This is a genomic window from Streptomyces sp. S063 (genome assembly GCF_002832675.1).
Classification (GTDB): domain Bacteria; phylum Actinomycetota; class Actinomycetes; order Streptomycetales; family Streptomycetaceae; genus Streptomyces; species Streptomyces sindenensis.
In genome coordinates this window covers 4,551,779-4,568,269 of record NZ_CP021707.1, presented here as the reverse complement: position 1 = coordinate 4,568,269, position 16,491 = coordinate 4,551,779, and the positions used below count along the sequence as shown (strand labels likewise).

Sequence of the window (16,491 nt, the reverse complement as noted above, 5' to 3'; positions counted from 1 at the left end):
TCGCGCCGCTTGCGGGGCTAGTCGCCCGGCAAGCCGTGAGCGATCATTGAGCCTTGGTGACACCAAGAGATTAGGGGAACAGTCAATGGACGCCTACCGCAAGCTGCAGAATTTGGCACAGAAGCTTCCAAGAGACTTAGCTATTTGGAAGTTCGGACAATCTAGCCTGCACGCCTTGCTTCTATCTATTGCCGTCCGATACATGAAAGAACTTCTCCAGTCTCAGAAAGGTGGAGAAACAGAATTTGATCCATCTGGGCGTCAGTACGCCAATGCTACCGCACGGCTGATCGAATGGAGCTATCAATATGGCGACCAATCTTCCAGCGGCACCCCCGACATAAAGTCTGTGGAAGAAGCAGTGAATCTAGCGCTTGACTGGGAGGTTGTAGAGATAGGCACTCAAGGCGGACGCGCCGGCCGGGTACAGGTAGATGAAGACAAGGAGGGTCTTTATATTGAACCTGCATCTCACGCCAGCATTGAAGTTCTAGACATGGTTTTAGAGCAGATCGACACTCTCAACCCCGAAGAAAGTCGCATAGGGCCGAGCCTGGAGCCCGCTCACTCATTCTTCGCCTCCCAACAGGGTGTATTGCACGTGCACAAGCGGCTTCCACCATGGATCGGCGGACTTTATGTGCAACATATGAAGAACTATTCAGCGCAGCACCTTTGGGAGATACCAGGGGACGCCGATCTCGGCGGCTTGAAGGTCCGAGATGCCGTCCCTCTGATAGGAACAATCAAAGGCATGTCACTACTCCAGCTCACACCATTTAGAGGTGAGCCGCTCCCGAATACAGCATATCTCTCGATGTCACCGGAGACGCTGAGGAGATACCTGAATCGCTACAACCCAGGAAATGATGCGATTGACAGATTCATTGAAATGGTCACCTATACAGGCCCCGGAGGCAAGACGCCATTCTCGGCGCCAGTGGTGCCCTGGGGCGACAAGGTAATAATTCCATTCCCTCTGCTATCAGAAGGCCTTGAGGAGCGGATGATCCTTCGCGCCGCAGCATCCAATCCGGCAACCTCAGGGGCTCTAGGCGGTGCCCTGGGCAAAGTCGGCAGGAGATGGGGAGATCGACTCACAGAGTCCATACCGGGTGCCCGTGTCGCGAATGAAGTGAAGGTACTAGCCCCCAACCGCAGAAAGATCGGCGATTTGGACGTAGTAGTTCTGGATGCAGACCGCAAAAGCGGTCTGATCGTCGAAGTAAAATGGCCGATCGACGCTCGCAATCTCTCCGAAGCATGGAAGCAGGAAGATGCCATAGATAAGGGTCGATCTCAGGTATTACGCCTACAGAAGGAGATCAGAGAGGGGGCAACTGTTAAGCTGCCACCAAACTGGCCACCTTTCGACCAGGTTAACTGGCAGTGGATTGTAGGAACGGCGAGGTACCTTGACCCCCGTATCACGGACAGCGAAATAGCCTCCACAAGCCTACGACTGGTGGAACAACTTCTACCGGTGAGCACAACGCGAGAACTGCTGCATAAAATAAAGCACTTCCCCTACCCCCAAGAAGGTCAAGAGTTCACCCTAGGATGGAAGCGGATTCGTGTAGGCGGACAGAACATTCGATGTCGCCTTATAGAGATGATCGAACCTCTACCCGTACCACCTAGCGACCGCAAACGATCTAAGGGTTGGACATAGCCTCAATTGCCATCTAGAGCGTTCAGGCGGGTGCCTCACACTGAGAAGTATCGCTTCAGAAAGCGCGCGCAGTGGCGGCACCGGACGTACTGAGCCTTAACCGAACTGGATGTCGCTATCCGTGCTGTGCACGGTGATCTGCCGCGCCCTGGCAGCATCCTGCTCCTCCGAGGGCAGTGTGGCCCACCATGTGCGGGCGCCGGCCAACATATCCAGCGCGAACGTATCGACCATGAGATTCAGCGCCCTGCCAGACTTGTTCATATGCACGCTGTTACCAAGCCGTCCCGGTGCACAGAAGTGAAACTCGTCGAGCGCTTCGCGTACCTCGTGGGCGGTAGTTTTGTCACTGCCTTCGTGCAGCAACGCGCAGCGGAGGGCATAACAGTCCTTGCCAGATAGGAACTTGACCTCTTCCCTGTCTTTTGACGCCCCCACATAGCGGGTGTACGTCGGCGCGACATAAGCCTCGAACCATGCAGCGTAGCGAGACCTCGAGGTCTTACGCTCCGGATCGCTGGCCTTCACACAAATGTCCGGCAGGGTCAATGCCATCACCAGCGAGGCATGCCAGTTACGGCCCTTCACTGACTGCTCAAGTCCGTTGAAGAAGCCTTCCATTGCCGTGCCCTCCTCGCGTCGCCCCTATCCCCCATACAACCTCAGGAGCATTAGAAACGCCCGCTCAAGCCCAGCTAGACGGATCGGAGGGGTCTTGAGCGGGCGTGCACCCGGCGGGGTCGCTCAGGTCTTTTCTGCAACAGGCATCAGACGACTAGTGAAGCCTTGGCGCGCCAGCCGCTCGTAGGCCTCAACTACCTCCTGCGGAACATCTTGCGGGATCGCCAAGTTCCGCCCAGGGAAGACCAGTACTCGTTGGAGCGCGCCCACGATCATGTCGATCACCATCGAAGCGTCGCCGATCGTTTCGACGTACTCGTGCAGCTTCATATGCGTGGACGCACTAATGACATCCACTGTCGGCCACAGCTTTCGCATCATGGCGTAAGAGCGCCGCTCCTCATACGGCTTGCTGACGAGCAGGACGGAGGACACTGCAACGCCAGCATCCGCCAGCACCTGCCTGCTGAACTCAATGTTCTCCCCAGTGTTGGTCGCACGAGGCTCTACCAGGATGGCCTCATCCGGTACCCCGAGCTCCAGGGCCCGCTCACGGTAGTGAACGGCCTCACCCCGAGGCATACGCATCCTTGTCGTCGGACTGGTAGCACCGGTAAACACAAGCACCGGAGCCAGGCCCTGGTGGTACAGATGGGCCGCGACGTCTGCCACTCCGAGATCGTGGCTGCCCAAGCCGATGACGACCGAACTAACTCGGAGAGCATGGTGCATACGGTGGTAGTCCCAGAGCAGCCTGGCGTCCTCATACGCCTCCGCTGAGATCATTCCAGTTCCTCCCTCTCCCCTGCTGAGTCCGGAACTTTGAAGTCGTACTCCCACGCAAAGCGAGAGGCCGAGTGGATGCCGACTGCGAACTCGACCACAGTGCCATCCGCCGTGCGCGTAGTCCGGTGAAGCTCAACCACTGGCTCACCAGCGGGAAGTTGCAGGAGCTGCGTTTCATCTGCCGTCGGAACGCGCGCGAACAACGACTCCCTCATGTGGTCGATCTCGTACCCGGCGTCGTAGAGGACTCGATAGCCGCCGCCTCTGCCGGCAGGGCCGGGCGTGGGGTCAACAAGACGTGTCCCCTCAACATGCTCCGGCCTGTAGTAACTAGTCAGAGTATGGGTGGGCTGAGCTCCTTCCCGGACAAGTCGGGCGCGCGCGTACACCTCAGAACCAGTCAGCACGCCTAGCGCCTCCGCCACAAGATCGCTCGCGTGCACTCGACTGACGGTCTGAGTCTGCTCGTCGCGCTTGTATGCACGCCCAGTAGCCACTCGGTCGGCGATGAACGCAACTTCGTCGCCGTCGCGCCACTTGGCCTTGTCGTACCGGTAGATGCCGAGCCGCTTAAGCGGAGCACGCTGCCGCACCACCGTTCCGTGGCCACGCGTGGACGTGACGAGCCCCTCGGCCTCAAGGGCCTTGTAGGCCTGATGAACCGTTGCCTTCGAGCCCTCTCCTGCTTCGACCAGCTCTCTGATCTGGGGCAACTGAGCGCCCGGAGCGTACTCGCCGTTCTTGATCTGTTCCGCGAGCCTGTCCGCCAGGTCTCGCCACTTGGGTGCCACGCAGAACTCCTCTCGACAGAGCCAGTGAAACACAGTCCTAGGACTGTTGACAGTCCTAGGACTGCATGCCATCTTCTTCTCAGGTCGCTCGCAGTCCTAGGACAGCGAGAGAGGTGGTTCTTCTTTGGGCTGCCTCAGGCCACACCGGTTCGGGATAGCTCGCCTTGTGAGGGGCCCCGAGTTGGTCGCCCTTTGAGAACTGAAGAGCGTGTCGAGGGAATCCCGCCCCACCTCGCAATAAGCGGGCGGGTGCGCACGGCTCTGCCCCGTGCGCGGTACAGCGCATCACGACCTTCTCGCAGCTCATCGGCTGCGGCGGTTGCCTCCGCTGCTCGTCTCGTACGAGCAGCGCTGAGGGGAGCCGGATCGACCGACTTCAACGGCGTGCGACCCCGGGTGGCTAGACCCGGGGCCGCTGTTCGGGCCGTTGCCACCTGCTAGGGAGAACACGACCCATGAGCTACATCGTCACTGTTCAGGAAGCTGTTACCGCCGCCGAGTGCTTCGACTCCATGGAGCCCTTGAACGCGGAGCTGGACGCCATCAACATCGAGATGCCCGTGATCCTCGCGGACGTCGACCTGCTCGACGCGCAGATCGTCACCCTCGACCGCACCCCGACCGAGCTGGACCAGCAGCGCATCCGCCGGGCCCACCGCCGGGTGCTGGCCGCCCGCCGGGACCTCGCCAACCGCGCCACCACCGTCGCGGTCTCCGGCGGTGCGGCATGAGCGCCACGGCGACGAAGACGGTTCTGCCGGCCGTCGGGATGACGGCTGTTTCCATGGTCCTCACCCTGGCCGTGGTCGTGATGTGGCTCGGCACCGCGATGCCGTGGCCGGTCGCCCTCGTAGTCGGGCTGGGGATCGACGGAGGGTGGCTCGCCACCCTCGCCTACGAACGCCGCCTCGCAGCCCAGGGCGACCACTCCACCCCCGTCGCGTCCGTGGGCTGGTTCTTCGGCCTGGTCGCCACCGGCGTGCTGGTCGCTCACGCCGTCACCGCCGACACCAACGCCGGAGCCTGGTTGGCGGTCGCCTGGCTGCCGCTGGCGGCGAAGGCTTTGTGGTTGGTTCACGGGTTGTGGGAGCGAACCGCGCTGACCGGTTCCGCGCTGGAGGCGATCCAGGGCATCCAGCAGGAAGCCCGCGACGAAGCCGCCGTGGCTCGTGCTCGGCTGCGGGCCGAGGCCGGCACGGAAGAGACGCGGCTGGCGGCTGTGACGCAGGCCGGTGCGCGCGTCGCACGCGTCCAGGCACAGACCGCCACCACCCTCGCCCGAGCCTGGTCGATGCTGGAGAACACCCGGTCCGGGAAGGACACCGGCAGGGCCCTGACCAGCGTGACGACCCGCGTCACACCCTGCGTCACACCCACCTGGGAACTCCCCGTCTGGGGCCCCACCAACCCCCTGCCCGCACTCGACCCCGCACCCGCGCTCACGGACACGGAGCTGGACCGGCTGGTGGACGAGATCCGGCACAGCGAGACCCCGGCCCTGTCGTATCGCGAGATGTCCTCCCGGTTCCGGGCCGCCGGCCACTCCGCGTCCGAGGTCCGGCTGCGGGCCGCGTGGAAGCGGGTGGCCTGATGGACCGGCTGCATCAAGCTCGCCGTCTCCTGGACCGTCCGCCGACTCCGGTTCTCGCCGGACAGCTCGCCGCTCCCGCCCCCGGCCTGCGCATCGGTTCGGTGTGCTCCGGCTACCGGGGCCTGGACATCGCCGTGGAAGCGGTGTTCGGCGGGACCACCACGTGGGTGTCGGACATCGACCCCGGGGCGAATGCGGTCCTGGCGCACCGTTGGCCGACCGTGCCGAACCTGGGTGACCTGACCGCCGTGGACTGGTCGGCCGTCGAGCCGGTGGATGTCTTCTGCGGGGGCTACCCCTGCCAGCCCTTCAGCAGCGCCGGCCAACGGAAAGGAACCGGCGATGAACGCCACATCTGGCCGTGGATTGCCCGTGCCCTTCGCGTTCTACGACCCCGCATCGCAGTCTTTGAGAACGTCGGCGGTCACCTTCGACTCGGATTCGACGTCGTCCTCGCCGACCTTGCCGCCCTCGGGTTCGATGTTGAGTGGGACGTTGTACGCGCGTCGGAGGTCGGCGCTCCCCACCAGCGCCGCCGACTCATCATCCTCGCCACTGCTCAAGACGCCCACTGCGAACTTGGCGGTCAACGGCGGGTCGCAGCACCCGGACAAGCGGAAGGCCGGGGGGCATGGGCCGACATTGGCCGACGAGGTGGAACACCTGCTGCCCACCCCACGGGCCTCGGACACGGGTACACCCGGGCGCCGGGCGTCGGAGGGATTCAGGCCCCCGCTGTCTCAGGTCGTCATACCGCTGTTCCCGACCCCGGCCGCGTCGGACTCGGCGAACACGGCGAACTTCCGGCCAGACGGGACACCGTACGGGCAGGGGTACGGGCCGACGCTCCTCGACGCGACACGGCACCTGCTCCCCACACCGACCGCAGCCGACGGAGACCGGACCAGCCCGACGTACGGGCGGGGCAACCCGACGCTGCGTGGGGCCGTTTCGCCCCCGCCATCCGCCGCTGGGAGCACGCCACCGGACGACGAGCCCCATGGGCAACTGACGCTCGAAATCGGCTGAACCCCGAGTTCGTCGAGTGGCTCATGGGCCTGCCCGCCGGCCACGTCACCCAGGTCCCCGGGCTCACCCGCAACCAGATGCTCCACGCCCTCGGCAACGGCGTCGTCCCCCAACAGGCGACCGCCGCCCTGCGGGTCCTCCTCGACCGGTACAACGCCCACACCCTGTCCACCGCTGCCTGACCTGGAAGGACCGTCATGGACCACCTGCCCGAACCCCGCCGGCCGTCCGTCGTGCACCTCCCGGACGGTACCCCCGCCTACACCGACCATCTCCCCGCCACCTACCAACCCGCCAACACAACACCGCAGGTCATCCACGTCCACCAGGCACCCCCGGACCGCACGGTGCAGCGCCTCGCGCTCGGCTCCGGCGTAGGCGCCGGGGCCGTCGCCGTCGGCGTCTACTTCGGGCCCCTGCTGGTCGGCGTCCTGACGGCCATCGCCGCGAACCTCGCCCTGCTGGCCCTGGTCGCCACCGTGTGCGCCTGGGGCGTGGTGACGGTCGTGAAGTCCGTGAGTGACGGCAAGGCCGCCCGTAAGCGCCGCTGACCGAAGGGAGCCACACCGTGTTCCAGGCAGGCCAGGAAGTGCGGATCGTCGGTTGTGAGGACGACCCGCGTGCGGCCGGTCGTACCGGTCGGATCGTCGACGAGACCCCGCCCGGGCCCCTCACCGGAGGCCGCTGGACCGTGCACCGTATCGGGCTGCTGATCGGCCCCGTGCTGTGCCACACCCACGAGTTGCGGCCCGCCTGACGGTTGCCCGCGCCGCCCCGGCTCCCGGGGCGGCAAGGGGAGCCGGACAGTCCGGCCCCACCCGTCTGGGAGGTCCCCGTGCCGAGCAACCCCACCGTCTACAGCTATACCCGAGCCGAGTCCCGCGAGCGCGCCAAGCTCTTCCGCAAGGGGTTCCGTCAGGCCCTCGCGGACTGCGTCGACCCGGACATCAAGCGAAAGATCGAGCGCATCGACCAGTCCGCCGCCGAGCGCGGTGCTCTGGAGCTGGCCGCGCTGCACCGAGTGCAGGCCGAGGCCCGCCACGACCTCGCCGCCGCCAAGGCCGCCGAACGCACCGCACCGCGCGCCGACAAGGCCGCCGCCCGGCAGGCCCGCAAGGCCGCCGAGGAGCGCGTACGCCTCGCTGAGCGGGCCGTCCACAAGGCTGAGCAGAGCTGAGCGGGGGCGGCCGGACCCGGCCAAGGAAACCGGCCGCCCCCTTCACACCCATCCCGTTGCACTGAGCAGGAGAGGCACGTTCATCATGACCGAACCCGCCGGCACGGCCCCCGTCATGGGGACCGTGCACCACCTCGACGACCACCGCCCCACCACCCACGACACCGAGCCGGTGGTGAGCCTGACCAAGGACCCCACCACCCCCGACACGCCGCCGACCGCTCCCCGCCCGTCACGGGTGGTCCGTACCGCCCGCATGGTCCGGACGGTTGCGACGCACGACCGCACCCGGAGCACGGCCCGTTTCACCGTCCGGCACGGCATGTACGTGGTCGGGGGCGGTCGGATCGTGGCCCGCCGGGCGTGGGACGGGCGGACCGCGTCCCGGTATCTGAAGATGCTGCGGGCGGCGGAAGCCGCGGGGAACACCGAGCTGGCCGAGGAGTGGGAAGAGCGCCTGCACCGCTTCCGTGCCGAGCGGCACAAGCGGCGGATGGACCTGCTGACCGCCCCGGAACGGGCGGTCAAGGCCGCCGGATACGGGGCGGCCGGCGGACTCGGGTTACTGCTGGCGGTCGGGATCGCTCTCGCCATCGCCACCAAGGACCCCGCCGACGTCGTCACCCCGCTCATGGCCCTGGTCGACCTGATCCGACTGCTGGTCGTCATCGTCACCGTGGTCTGGGGCCCGCTCCTCGCCGTGGGCCCGTGGCTCGCTCTCGCCGCGATCTGGGCGGTGGGCCGCAACCAGCAGGCCGCCCCCGCCTGGGCGATGCCCACCACCGCCGACACCGAGAACCGCGACACGGTCCCCGACGAGGGCGCGATCCTGGACGCGCTGCGGCACCTGGGCATCTCGAAGCTCAACCAGGCGTTCAAGGACGGCTGGCAGCCCCGATGGGTCGCCCCCACGACCCGCCTGGGCAACGGCTGGCACTCGCGGCTCCAACTCCCGATGGGGGTGACGGTCGAGATGGTCAGCGAAAAGAAGACCGTCCTGGCCCACAACCTGATGCGCAAGCCGGTCGAGGTCTGGCCCACCGAAGCAGAAGCCAGCGTCCTCGACCTCTGGGTGGCCGACGCCGGTTCCCTGTCCGGCAAGGTGCCCGACTGGCCGCTGCTGACTGGCGGTGAGGCCGACTACTTCAAGGGTGTGCCGGTCGGGGTGTCCCAGCGTGGGGACCAGGTGTTCGGCAAGCTCATGGCCGCCAACTACATGGTCGGCGGGATCATGGGATCGGGTAAGTCGTCTCTGGTCGTGGCCCTGCTGCTGGGGGCGATGCTCGATCCGCTGGTGGACATCGAGGCGTACGTCATGGCCTACAACGTCGACTACGACCCGATGCGCGATCGCCTCCGGGTGCTGGTCAAGGGCGACGAGGACGAGCAGATCGAGGCAGCCGTCAAGGCCCTGCGGAACCTGCGTAACGAGGTCACCGAGCGCGGCAAGCTCCTCGAACAGCTCGGAGGCGACGAGGTCCGCCTCACCCGCGCTCTGGCCCAGCGGGATCCGAGGATGCGGCCGAAGGTCGTGGTGTTCGACGAGTGCCACGAGCTGTTCATGCACAAGAAGTACGGGGCCGAGGCCGCCGAGCTGGCGGTGAAGGTGATGAAGAAGGCCCGCAAGGTCGGCATCACCCTCATCTTCGTCACCGTGTCCCCGACGGCGGACAGCATCCCGAAGGACGTCACCCGCAACACCTCCCACCGGGTCGCGTTCGCCGTGGGCGACCACGTCGCCAACGACGGCCTCCTCGGGACGGGCAAGCACAAGGCCGGGATCACCGCCACCAACCTCAACCCCGCTGAGAACGTCGGCACCGCGTTGACGGTCGGCTTCACCAAGAACCCGTTCGAACTGGTCCGCTCCCACTACGTCCGCAAGGACTCCACCACCGACCAGATCACCCCCGTCGTCCAACGCGCCCTCGCCCTGCGCGAAGGCGTCACGACCGCCCCGGACGCGCCGGGCGATGAGCCCGCCGACCACCTGGCCGACTTCCTGACGGTGCTGGGCGAGGCCAAGCGGATGCGGACCGATGAGGTCCGCCAGCGCCTCGCCGCCCACAACCCGGGCGAGTACCACGGGTGGACCGCCGGCGACCTCGCCAACGCCCTGGACGCGGTCGGGGCACCGGCCTACAAGTCCGGCGGGGTCATGGTCGTCAGCCGCGCCCGGCTTCTCGAAGCATCCGAGGACCGCACCGACACCACCCCCGACAGTCACACAGCGTGAAGGGAGGCGGCCAGGGAGGCAGGGAGAACTCCCTACCCGCCTCCCTCACCCCGACTCCCCCACCTGACCAGCTGTAACACCCCGTTAGGGAGTCAGGGAGGCAGCCCCCGACGACCAGCGGAAACCCCAGAATCCTGGGTCTCCGCGCCCCTCGCCGCCTCCCTCCCTGTCACACACAGCAACCGAAACCGGCAAGACGAAAGCGGCCCCCTCTCACGCCAGTGAACCGGGGCCGCTCTCGTCTGCCAGCACTCAGAACTGGAGACATCCATCATGACGCACCCCACCGTCGTGCGGGAGGCCGCACGCGTCGTCGCGATCGAGGCCACCCGCGCCTACGTCGCAAACATCCGCCCCATCGACCTCACCAACCCGAACGTGCTCGTCGGTCACCTCATGGCCGCCGAGACCCTGCTCATGGACATCGTCACCGCCCACACCGAGCCCACCGAGACCGAGGGGGCCGCGTGAACGTCCACCTGCGCGCCGCCCTTGCCCTGGCCGCCCGGGGCGTGCCCGCCATGCCGTTACGGGCCGGGAAGGTCCCGTTCGGCAACTGCCCCGCCTGCCGGGACAACGCGTGCGGCGGGCGGCCGAACATGAAGACCCCCGGCCCTTGCGACTGCACGCAGCCGTGCCACGCGTGGGCCGCCGCCACCACCGACCCCGATACCCTCACCGGGCCCGCGTGGGCGCCGGTGTGGAAGCAGGCCGCGGCCGTCGCCTACCACCCCGGCGGCATCGGGCTCACCGTCGTCGACCTCGACCACGCCGACGCGGTCGCCTGGGCCCGCCGGACGCTACCCGCCACGCGGACCGTTCCCACGACGCGGGGCGAACACTGGATCTTCCAGGGGGCGATGCCGTCCGTGAACGCGGTACGGGACGGTGTCGACATCAAGTCGACCATGGTCTACGCCCGGTGGCTCGGCCCCGGCACCGGCACCATGACCACCCTCCCGGACACAGTGCGGGCCCTGATCGTCAAGCAACCGTCGCCGGTCCGGCCCGTCACGGCGCATGTGCCGGCCGGGGGCGGGGAGTGCCGCCACCGCACCCCTGCCTACCTGGAACGTGGCATCGCGATGGCGGAGCAGCGGATCACGGCCGCGACGAGCGGTGTGCACGCCACGGTGTACCGGACGTTCCTCGCCGTGCTGTCTGCCCATGGCCGGTGCGGGTGCCTCACCGACGCCCACGCCGCCCGGCTGTTCGCCGCCGCGCAGACCAAGGGCGAAAGCCCCCGGCACTGCGTCGATGCCTGGTCCAACGCCCGTACCGCACTGGGGATGTGAGTCATGTCCGAGGACGAGAAGAACCCGGCGCGTGAGGTCATCAGCGACTACGCGCAGTCCCACTTCCGGTACTTCCGAACCGCCGACGGCACCGTCTACGCCCAGAAGAACGGCCACCCGGTCGCCCGGCCGATCCGATCGCAGGGCACGACGGGCAGCCACCGGCAGGAACTCATGGTCGGCATGTTCAAGGACGGTGTCGGCGTCTTCAACGGCACGGCTTTGAAGGAGGCGTTGGATTTGATCGAGGCGTTGGCGATGACCGAGACCACCCAGGCCGTGCACATCCGCGTCGCCCCCGGCTTCAACGGAGCCACCTGGCTGGATCTCGGGCGGGCAGACGGGCAGTCGGTCCGTATCCACCCCACCGGGTGGGAGATCACCGTTCCCGACCCGCGCGAGGTGTGCTGGCGGCGCACCCAGCTCACCGGGGAACTGCCCCTGCCGGCCAAGGACACCGAGGGCAAGGGCATCGACCTGCTGATGCGGCTGTGCAACTTCGCCAACGCCGAAACCGAATGCCTGGCCATCGCCTGGCTGATCGGGTGCCTGGGGCCGGGTGTGCCCGTCCCGGCCCCGTTCCTCACCGGTCCGCAGGGTGCGGGGAAGTCGACCGGGGGCCGGATGCTGGTGCGGATCGTGGAGGGCATGAGCGGGGACCTGCGCCGGGCCCCGAAGGACGAGGAGAACCTGATCGCGGCCGTCGCCGCCGGATGGGTCACCGCCCTGGACAACCTCTCCCACATGACGCCGGACCTGTCCGACGCCATGTGCTGCATCGTCACAGGAGCCGAGAGCGTGAAGCGGGCGCTGTTCACGGACGGGGACGTGCACCGGGCCCGCTACCGCCGACCGCTCCTCCTGACCGGGATCGACGTGGGAGTCATCCGGCCGGACCTCGCGGAACGGCTGCTGCCGTTGCGGTTGGAGCGGCCCACGGTCCGGCGGACCGAGGCGGAGCTGTGGGCGGAGTACGAAGAGGTTCTGCCCGTGGTCCTCGGGTCGCTCCTCGACCTCACGGTCAAGGTCCGGGCCGCCGAAGCGGAGACACCGACCGATCTGCGGATGGCGGACTTCGCCCACCTCTGCGCCCAACTCGACGTCGCCACCGGGCTGGGAGCTCTCCCCGCGTACCGGGCGAGCCTGGACGACCTGAACGACGACGTCATCGAAGGCGACCTGCTCGCGCAGACCGTCCTCCAGCACGCCGAGACCCTCGACCCCGGGGGCGAGCAGCGCATGACGTCCACGGAGTGGCTGCACGCCCTGAGCCACCTCTACAGCGGCGAGGAGCTACGCCCTCTGCCGAAAGGGTGGCCGACCACCGGCAAGGTGCTCTCCGACCGACTCAAGCGCCTTCAACCCACCCTCGCCGCCCGGGGCGTCCTCATCGACACCGGTCGCACCAAAGCAGGCCGCTACCTCGAAATGACCCGCCCGGCCGCACCCCCGCCCCCGCAGCCCCCGGAACAGTCGGCAGCGTTCTGACCCCACCGGCCACCCCGGGTGACAAGCAAGAGGAGCACCCCGCGCCACGCCGGCGGGTGCTCCTCTTGCTGTTCGGCGGAAGGCCGCCCCAGAGGCGCGCCCGAAGGGCCCCTCACTTCGTCTGAAGGACCACCGCGACTACTACAGACACCCCCTCTCCTTTCCTAAGTAGGGAAGGTCTGCGTCACCTGCGTCACCAGGGACGGGAAACGGCCCCTGACCTGCACCGGAAGGGGTGACGCAGACGCCGAATCCTGCGTCACCCCTGCGTCACCCGCGTCATCTCCTACGTCATCCGGTGACGCACGGGTGACGCACACCGGACCGGCTGCGTCACCCAAAACCCCAGCTCACAGCCTCAAATGACGCAGGTGACGCGGTGACGCAGAAATCCACACCTCGGACAACCACGCGCTCGCAACCCACCAAGCCCCCGAAGGAGTCGCACCGTGGCCCGCCCCAAGATGCTCAAGCTCCGCGAAGTCCTCGAAGAGATCGACATCAGCCGCGCCGCCTTCTACCGCATGCGCGCCCGAGGCCAGGCACCCCGTCTTCAGAAGCTGCCGAACGGACACGTCCGCGTCAGCCGCGCGGACCTGGACGCCTGGTGGGGGACCTGCGAAGAGCGCGCCGCCTAACCACAACTACCGATTCGAGGGCCGCCTCCGTCGGAGGCGGCCCTCCCCTTCCGAGCCCGGAGCGCCATGCCCCTCACCTATGACGTCCGCATCTACAGCATCGAGACACGACGCGACCGCCCGAAGCCCTACCGAGTCCGCTGGATCGTCGGACCCCAGAAGCATTCGAAGAGCTACACCGTCAAAGCTCAAGCCGACGGTCGACGGTCGGAACTGATGTCCGCTCTCCGCAGGGGTGACCAGTTCGACGTGGAGACCGGTCTCCCGACCGCCGAGCTACGCATTCAGGGCAGCCGCGTGACCTGGTACGAGCACACGCGAGCGTACGTGGACCGCAGGTGGGATCGTCTCCCCGCCAAGTCTCGCCGCAATGACGCCGATTCTCTCGCCACGATCACGCCAGCGCTCATGAAGAGCGTCGCCGGTCGCCCGTCGCCCGGTGCCGTCCGTGCCGCTCTGTACGGGTGGGCGTACAACAAGAGCCGCTGGGGCCAGGAGCCGCCTGCCGAGGTTGCTAGCGTGCTGCGCTGGGTGGAGAAGAACTCCCTGCCTATCGCCGCGCTCGAAGACCCCGCCACGCTCCGCCTAGCGCTCGACGCACTATCGACGCTCCAGAACGGCTCCCCCGCAGCCGGGAGCACCGCACGCCGGAAGCGAGCCTGCCTGAGTGACGTTCTGGGGCTCGCAGTCGAGCGGCGGCATTTCAGTGTCCCCGTCAACCCGCTGTCCACTGTGAAGTGGACGGCTCCGAAGTCCGTTGAAGAAGTCGATCCGGCGAGCGTCGCCAATCCCCGGCAGATCCGGGAGCTCCTGGCTGCCGTTCGGAAGCAGGGCGAGCGGGGCGCTCGCCTCGAAGCCTTCTTCGGGTGCCTCTACTACGCACTTATGCGCCCCGCAGAGGCGACGGGGCTCACCGAGGCGCAGTGCTACCTGCCCGAGGAGGGGTGGGGCGACATCACCCTCCGTGGCGGCATTGTCCACGCAGGCCACGCCTGGACCGATGACGATCGGGCCCACCAAGCCCGCCACCTCAAAGCGCGTGCCGAACGGGACTCCCGGGTGGTGCCGATTCCCCCCATCTTCGTGGCCATGCTCAGGTCGCACATCGAGCGCTTCGGCACCGCGCCCGACGGCCGCCTGTTCCGGACCAGCCGAGGAGGTGTGATTCAAGACACGGGATACGGCGAGGTCCTGGCCGCCGCTCGCGCGGAAGCCCTGACTCCGCACGAGTTCGAGTCGCCTCTGGCTCGACGTGCGTACGACTGGAGGGCTGCCGGGGTCTCGTTCCTGGTTTTCCTCGGGGTCGATCCGATGGAGGTCGCGCGCCGGGCCGGCCACTCAGTCGCGGTGCTTCTGCGCGTCTATGCCAAGGTCCTCGCGCGGTCGCAGGAGCGAGCGAATCAGAAGATCGAGGCTGGCCTGCGCGCATGGGACGGAGAGACCCCGTCCCCCGGGGGACGCCTGGGGGACACGCGCTGATCAGGGTTGGTCTACACCCGGCACAGGGTGAGACAACTCGCACATTTCGACCTCGCTCGACGCCGCAGGATCGAACACGAAAAAGCCCCCTCCCAGACTGCGTTTCCGCAGTTCAGGAGGGGGCTTCGTTCGCGTGGCGGCGCCAGGGTTCGAACCTGGGTAGGCTGAGCCGGCAGATTTACAGTCTGCTCCCTTTGGCCACTCGGGCACACCGCCTCGAACGACGCGTTGGATCTCGTGGTGAGCTCCTTGGCGACGACGTAAACAATACCCGATGACCAGGGGTGCTCCGCCACCTCATTGATCAGCGCCCGGAGGGTGCGGCGGTGGCTAGGCTTTGGCCTGTATCCCCACGCACATTCGACGCAAGGAGCCACACGTCATGGCCGACTCCAGTTTCGACATCGTCTCGAAGGTCGAGCGGCAGGAGGTCGACAACGCCCTCAACCAGGCCGCCAAGGAGATCTCCCAGCGTTACGACTTCAAGGGCACGGGCGCCTCGATCTCGTGGTCGGGCGAGAAGATCCTGATGGAGGCGAACGGCGAGGAGCGTGTCAAGGCCATCCTCGACATCTTCCAGTCCAAGCTGATCAAGCGCGGTATCTCGCTGAAGTCGCTGGACGCCGGTGAGCCGCAGCTCTCCGGCAAGGAGTACAAGATCTTCGCCACGATCGAGGAAGGCATCTCCCAGGAGAACGCCAAGAAGGTGGCGAAGACGATCCGCGACGAGGGCCCGAAGGGCGTCAAGGCGCAGGTCCAGGGTGACGAGCTGCGCGTCAGCTCGAAGAGCCGGGACGACCTCCAGGCCGTTCAGGCGCTGCTGAAGGGCAAGGACTTCGAGTTCGCGATCCAGTTCGTGAACTACCGGTAGTCACGGCAGCCGACTGCCGCACGCGACGGGGCACACCGCCGAGGCCGACCTCGACGGCGTGCCTCTCCGCGTTTCCGGCCCGTGCGGTCGTGCGGGGCGTGCGGCCCGTTCGGCCCGTGCCGGGCGTGCGGACGCGATGTCCGAATACCGCCGGTGGTGGTGGGCGGACGGGCGCAGACTGGCCGTACGGACCGGGGAAGTGAGAAGGCATGACGACGACGGTGTACGCGCGGGTGGAGAGCCCGTTGGGCGAGTTGCTGCTGGTCGGCGAGGAGACGGCGGTGGCGGACGGACCGGATACGGGCGGGGCCGGCGGAGCAGTTGGAGTCGGCGGGGCCGGCGGAGCAGCCCGAGTCGGCGGGGGCGTCCGGCTGCGTTCGTTGTCCGTGCCCGGCCAGAAGGGTGGCGCGGTCGTCCAGGACGGCTGGCGGAACGCCCCCGCGGCGTTCACAGAGGTCGCCCGGCAACTGGAGGCGTACTTCGCGGGGCGTTCGACGCGGTTCGACGTGCCGGTGGCCGAGGGCCTGGGAACGGAGTTCCAGCGGCGGGTCTGGGCGGTGCTGGAGTCGATCCCGTACGGGAGCACGGTGTCGTACGGGGAGGTCGCGGCCCAGGTCGGCGCCTCGGGCGCGGGGGTGCGGGCGGTGGGCACGGCGATCGGGCGCAATCCGCTGCTGGTCGTGCGGCCGTGCCACCGGGTGATCGGGGCGGACGGGGCCCTGCGGGGATACGCGGGCGGGCTGGAGCGGAAGAAGCTGCTGCTGGGGCTCGAAGGCGGGGCGGGGCGGTCGGAGCCGTGACGCCCCCGCCGCCTGTT

At 67.3% G+C, this 16,491-nt stretch carries 18 protein-coding genes, 1 tRNA gene and 1 pseudogene; 16 read left to right on the top strand and 4 right to left on the bottom strand.

Going from position 1 to position 16,491, the window contains the following annotated elements:
- The first annotated feature begins 85 nt into the window (after window positions 1–85).
- Window positions 86–1,672 (top strand): hypothetical protein, encoded by a 1,587-nt coding sequence (locus CCZ36_RS21225; RefSeq protein ID WP_128818362.1) that lies wholly within the window; start codon window positions 86–88, stop codon window positions 1,670–1,672.
- A 96-nt stretch (window positions 1,673–1,768) separates the two neighbouring features.
- Here CCZ36_RS21225 and CCZ36_RS21220 read toward each other — a convergent pair whose 3' ends face one another.
- The 3 genes from CCZ36_RS21220 to CCZ36_RS21210 form a co-directional block, all read right to left on the bottom strand.
- A complete protein-coding gene (locus CCZ36_RS21220) occupies window positions 1,769–2,293 on the bottom strand; it encodes a hypothetical protein (protein ID WP_128818361.1) in 525 nt (174 codons plus the stop codon).
- Window positions 2,294–2,416: 123 nt separating this feature from the next.
- Window positions 2,417–3,079 carry a YdcF family protein gene (locus CCZ36_RS21215; protein ID WP_128818360.1) on the bottom strand — a complete coding sequence of 221 codons (663 nt, stop codon included), beginning with the start codon at window positions 3,077–3,079 and terminating at the stop codon, window positions 2,417–2,419.
- Entirely contained in the window at window positions 3,076–3,870 is a 795-nt protein-coding gene (locus tag CCZ36_RS21210; protein WP_128818359.1) for a GntR family transcriptional regulator, read from the bottom strand. Before CCZ36_RS21210 ends, CCZ36_RS21215 begins: the two co-directional genes overlap by 4 nt.
- A 455-nt stretch (window positions 3,871–4,325) precedes the next feature.
- On the opposite strand from CCZ36_RS21210, the gene CCZ36_RS21205 reads away from it, so the two are divergent.
- The 13 genes and pseudogenes from CCZ36_RS21205 to CCZ36_RS21150 all read left to right on the top strand — a co-directional run bounded on the left by CCZ36_RS21205 (window position 4,326) and on the right by CCZ36_RS21150 (window position 14,803).
- Complete coding sequence (locus tag CCZ36_RS21205; protein WP_128818358.1) at window positions 4,326–4,601, top strand: DUF6284 family protein; 276 nt, start codon at window positions 4,326–4,328, stop codon at window positions 4,599–4,601.
- Entirely contained in the window at window positions 4,598–5,461 is an 864-nt protein-coding gene (locus CCZ36_RS21200; RefSeq protein WP_128818357.1) for a protein spdB, read from the top strand. Before CCZ36_RS21205 ends, CCZ36_RS21200 begins: the two co-directional genes overlap by 4 nt.
- Window positions 5,461–5,976: pseudogene (locus CCZ36_RS35885) on the top strand (DNA cytosine methyltransferase); the annotation flags it as partial. The gene CCZ36_RS21200 and the pseudogene CCZ36_RS35885, both read left to right, overlap by 1 nt.
- A gap of 537 nt (window positions 5,977–6,513) precedes the next feature.
- On the top strand, window positions 6,514–6,672 hold the full coding sequence (locus CCZ36_RS35880; RefSeq protein WP_237302879.1) for a hypothetical protein: 159 nt from the start codon (window positions 6,514–6,516) through the stop codon (window positions 6,670–6,672).
- Window positions 6,673–6,687: 15 nt separating this feature from the next.
- Window positions 6,688–7,041 carry a DUF6251 family protein gene (locus tag CCZ36_RS21190; protein WP_128818355.1) on the top strand — a complete coding sequence of 118 codons (354 nt, stop codon included), beginning with the start codon at window positions 6,688–6,690 and terminating at the stop codon, window positions 7,039–7,041.
- 17 nt (window positions 7,042–7,058) lie between these two features.
- Window positions 7,059–7,247, top strand: coding sequence for a hypothetical protein (locus CCZ36_RS21185; protein WP_128818354.1), 189 nt, complete (start codon window positions 7,059–7,061; stop codon window positions 7,245–7,247).
- Window positions 7,248–7,325: 78 nt separating this feature from the next.
- The gene (locus tag CCZ36_RS21180; RefSeq protein WP_128818353.1) at window positions 7,326–7,667 is read left to right on the top strand and encodes a hypothetical protein; all 342 of its coding nucleotides are present in this window, start codon (window positions 7,326–7,328) and stop codon (window positions 7,665–7,667) included.
- A gap of 85 nt (window positions 7,668–7,752) precedes the next feature.
- Window positions 7,753–9,903 (top strand): FtsK/SpoIIIE domain-containing protein, encoded by a 2,151-nt coding sequence (locus CCZ36_RS21175; RefSeq protein ID WP_237302716.1) that lies wholly within the window; start codon window positions 7,753–7,755, stop codon window positions 9,901–9,903.
- A 273-nt stretch (window positions 9,904–10,176) separates the two neighbouring features.
- The gene (locus CCZ36_RS21170; protein ID WP_237302715.1) at window positions 10,177–10,374 is read left to right on the top strand and encodes a hypothetical protein; all 198 of its coding nucleotides are present in this window, start codon (window positions 10,177–10,179) and stop codon (window positions 10,372–10,374) included.
- A 50-nt stretch (window positions 10,375–10,424) separates the two neighbouring features.
- The gene (locus tag CCZ36_RS21165) at window positions 10,425–11,198 is read left to right on the top strand and encodes a DNA primase (RefSeq protein WP_391736862.1); all 774 of its coding nucleotides are present in this window, start codon (window positions 10,425–10,427) and stop codon (window positions 11,196–11,198) included.
- Between the two features lie 3 nt (window positions 11,199–11,201).
- Window positions 11,202–12,686 carry an ATP-binding protein gene (locus tag CCZ36_RS21160; protein ID WP_128818351.1) on the top strand — a complete coding sequence of 495 codons (1,485 nt, stop codon included), beginning with the start codon at window positions 11,202–11,204 and terminating at the stop codon, window positions 12,684–12,686.
- A gap of 449 nt (window positions 12,687–13,135) precedes the next feature.
- Entirely contained in the window at window positions 13,136–13,324 is a 189-nt protein-coding gene (locus CCZ36_RS21155; protein WP_010056813.1) for a helix-turn-helix transcriptional regulator, read from the top strand.
- A 66-nt stretch (window positions 13,325–13,390) separates the two neighbouring features.
- Complete coding sequence (locus CCZ36_RS21150; RefSeq protein ID WP_128818350.1) at window positions 13,391–14,803, top strand: tyrosine-type recombinase/integrase; 1,413 nt, start codon at window positions 13,391–13,393, stop codon at window positions 14,801–14,803.
- A gap of 134 nt (window positions 14,804–14,937) precedes the next feature.
- Here CCZ36_RS21150 and CCZ36_RS21145 read toward each other — a convergent pair.
- Window positions 14,938–15,019, bottom strand: a tRNA-Tyr gene (locus tag CCZ36_RS21145).
- Window positions 15,020–15,185: 166 nt separating this feature from the next.
- Between CCZ36_RS21145 and CCZ36_RS21140 the strand changes: the two genes are divergently transcribed.
- Complete coding sequence (locus CCZ36_RS21140) at window positions 15,186–15,674, top strand: YajQ family cyclic di-GMP-binding protein (RefSeq protein WP_010056669.1); 489 nt, start codon at window positions 15,186–15,188, stop codon at window positions 15,672–15,674.
- 209 nt (window positions 15,675–15,883) lie between these two features.
- Window positions 15,884–16,474, top strand: coding sequence for a methylated-DNA--[protein]-cysteine S-methyltransferase (locus tag CCZ36_RS21135; protein ID WP_128818349.1), 591 nt, complete (start codon window positions 15,884–15,886; stop codon window positions 16,472–16,474).
- Window positions 16,475–16,491: the final 17 nt, after the last annotated feature.

Coding starts and splice junctions, on each gene's coding strand:
- CCZ36_RS21225 (WP_128818362.1), top strand. CDS start 86: ATGGACGCCTACCGCAAGCTGCAGAATTTGGCACAGAAGCTTCCAAGA.
- CCZ36_RS21220 (WP_128818361.1), bottom strand. CDS start 2,293: ATGGAAGGCTTCTTCAACGGACTTGAGCAGTCAGTGAAGGGCCGTAAC.
- CCZ36_RS21215 (WP_128818360.1), bottom strand. CDS start 3,079: ATGATCTCAGCGGAGGCGTATGAGGACGCCAGGCTGCTCTGGGACTAC.
- CCZ36_RS21205 (WP_128818358.1), top strand. CDS start 4,326: ATGAGCTACATCGTCACTGTTCAGGAAGCTGTTACCGCCGCCGAGTGC.
- CCZ36_RS21200 (WP_128818357.1), top strand. CDS start 4,598: ATGAGCGCCACGGCGACGAAGACGGTTCTGCCGGCCGTCGGGATGACG.
- CCZ36_RS35880 (WP_237302879.1), top strand. CDS start 6,514: ATGGGCCTGCCCGCCGGCCACGTCACCCAGGTCCCCGGGCTCACCCGC.
- CCZ36_RS21190 (WP_128818355.1), top strand. CDS start 6,688: ATGGACCACCTGCCCGAACCCCGCCGGCCGTCCGTCGTGCACCTCCCG.
- CCZ36_RS21175 (WP_237302716.1), top strand. CDS start 7,753: ATGACCGAACCCGCCGGCACGGCCCCCGTCATGGGGACCGTGCACCAC.
- CCZ36_RS21170 (WP_237302715.1), top strand. CDS start 10,177: ATGACGCACCCCACCGTCGTGCGGGAGGCCGCACGCGTCGTCGCGATC.
- CCZ36_RS21165 (WP_391736862.1), top strand. CDS start 10,425: ATGCCGTTACGGGCCGGGAAGGTCCCGTTCGGCAACTGCCCCGCCTGC.
- CCZ36_RS21160 (WP_128818351.1), top strand. CDS start 11,202: ATGTCCGAGGACGAGAAGAACCCGGCGCGTGAGGTCATCAGCGACTAC.
- CCZ36_RS21150 (WP_128818350.1), top strand. CDS start 13,391: ATGCCCCTCACCTATGACGTCCGCATCTACAGCATCGAGACACGACGC.
- CCZ36_RS21140 (WP_010056669.1), top strand. CDS start 15,186: ATGGCCGACTCCAGTTTCGACATCGTCTCGAAGGTCGAGCGGCAGGAG.
- CCZ36_RS21135 (WP_128818349.1), top strand. CDS start 15,884: ATGACGACGACGGTGTACGCGCGGGTGGAGAGCCCGTTGGGCGAGTTG.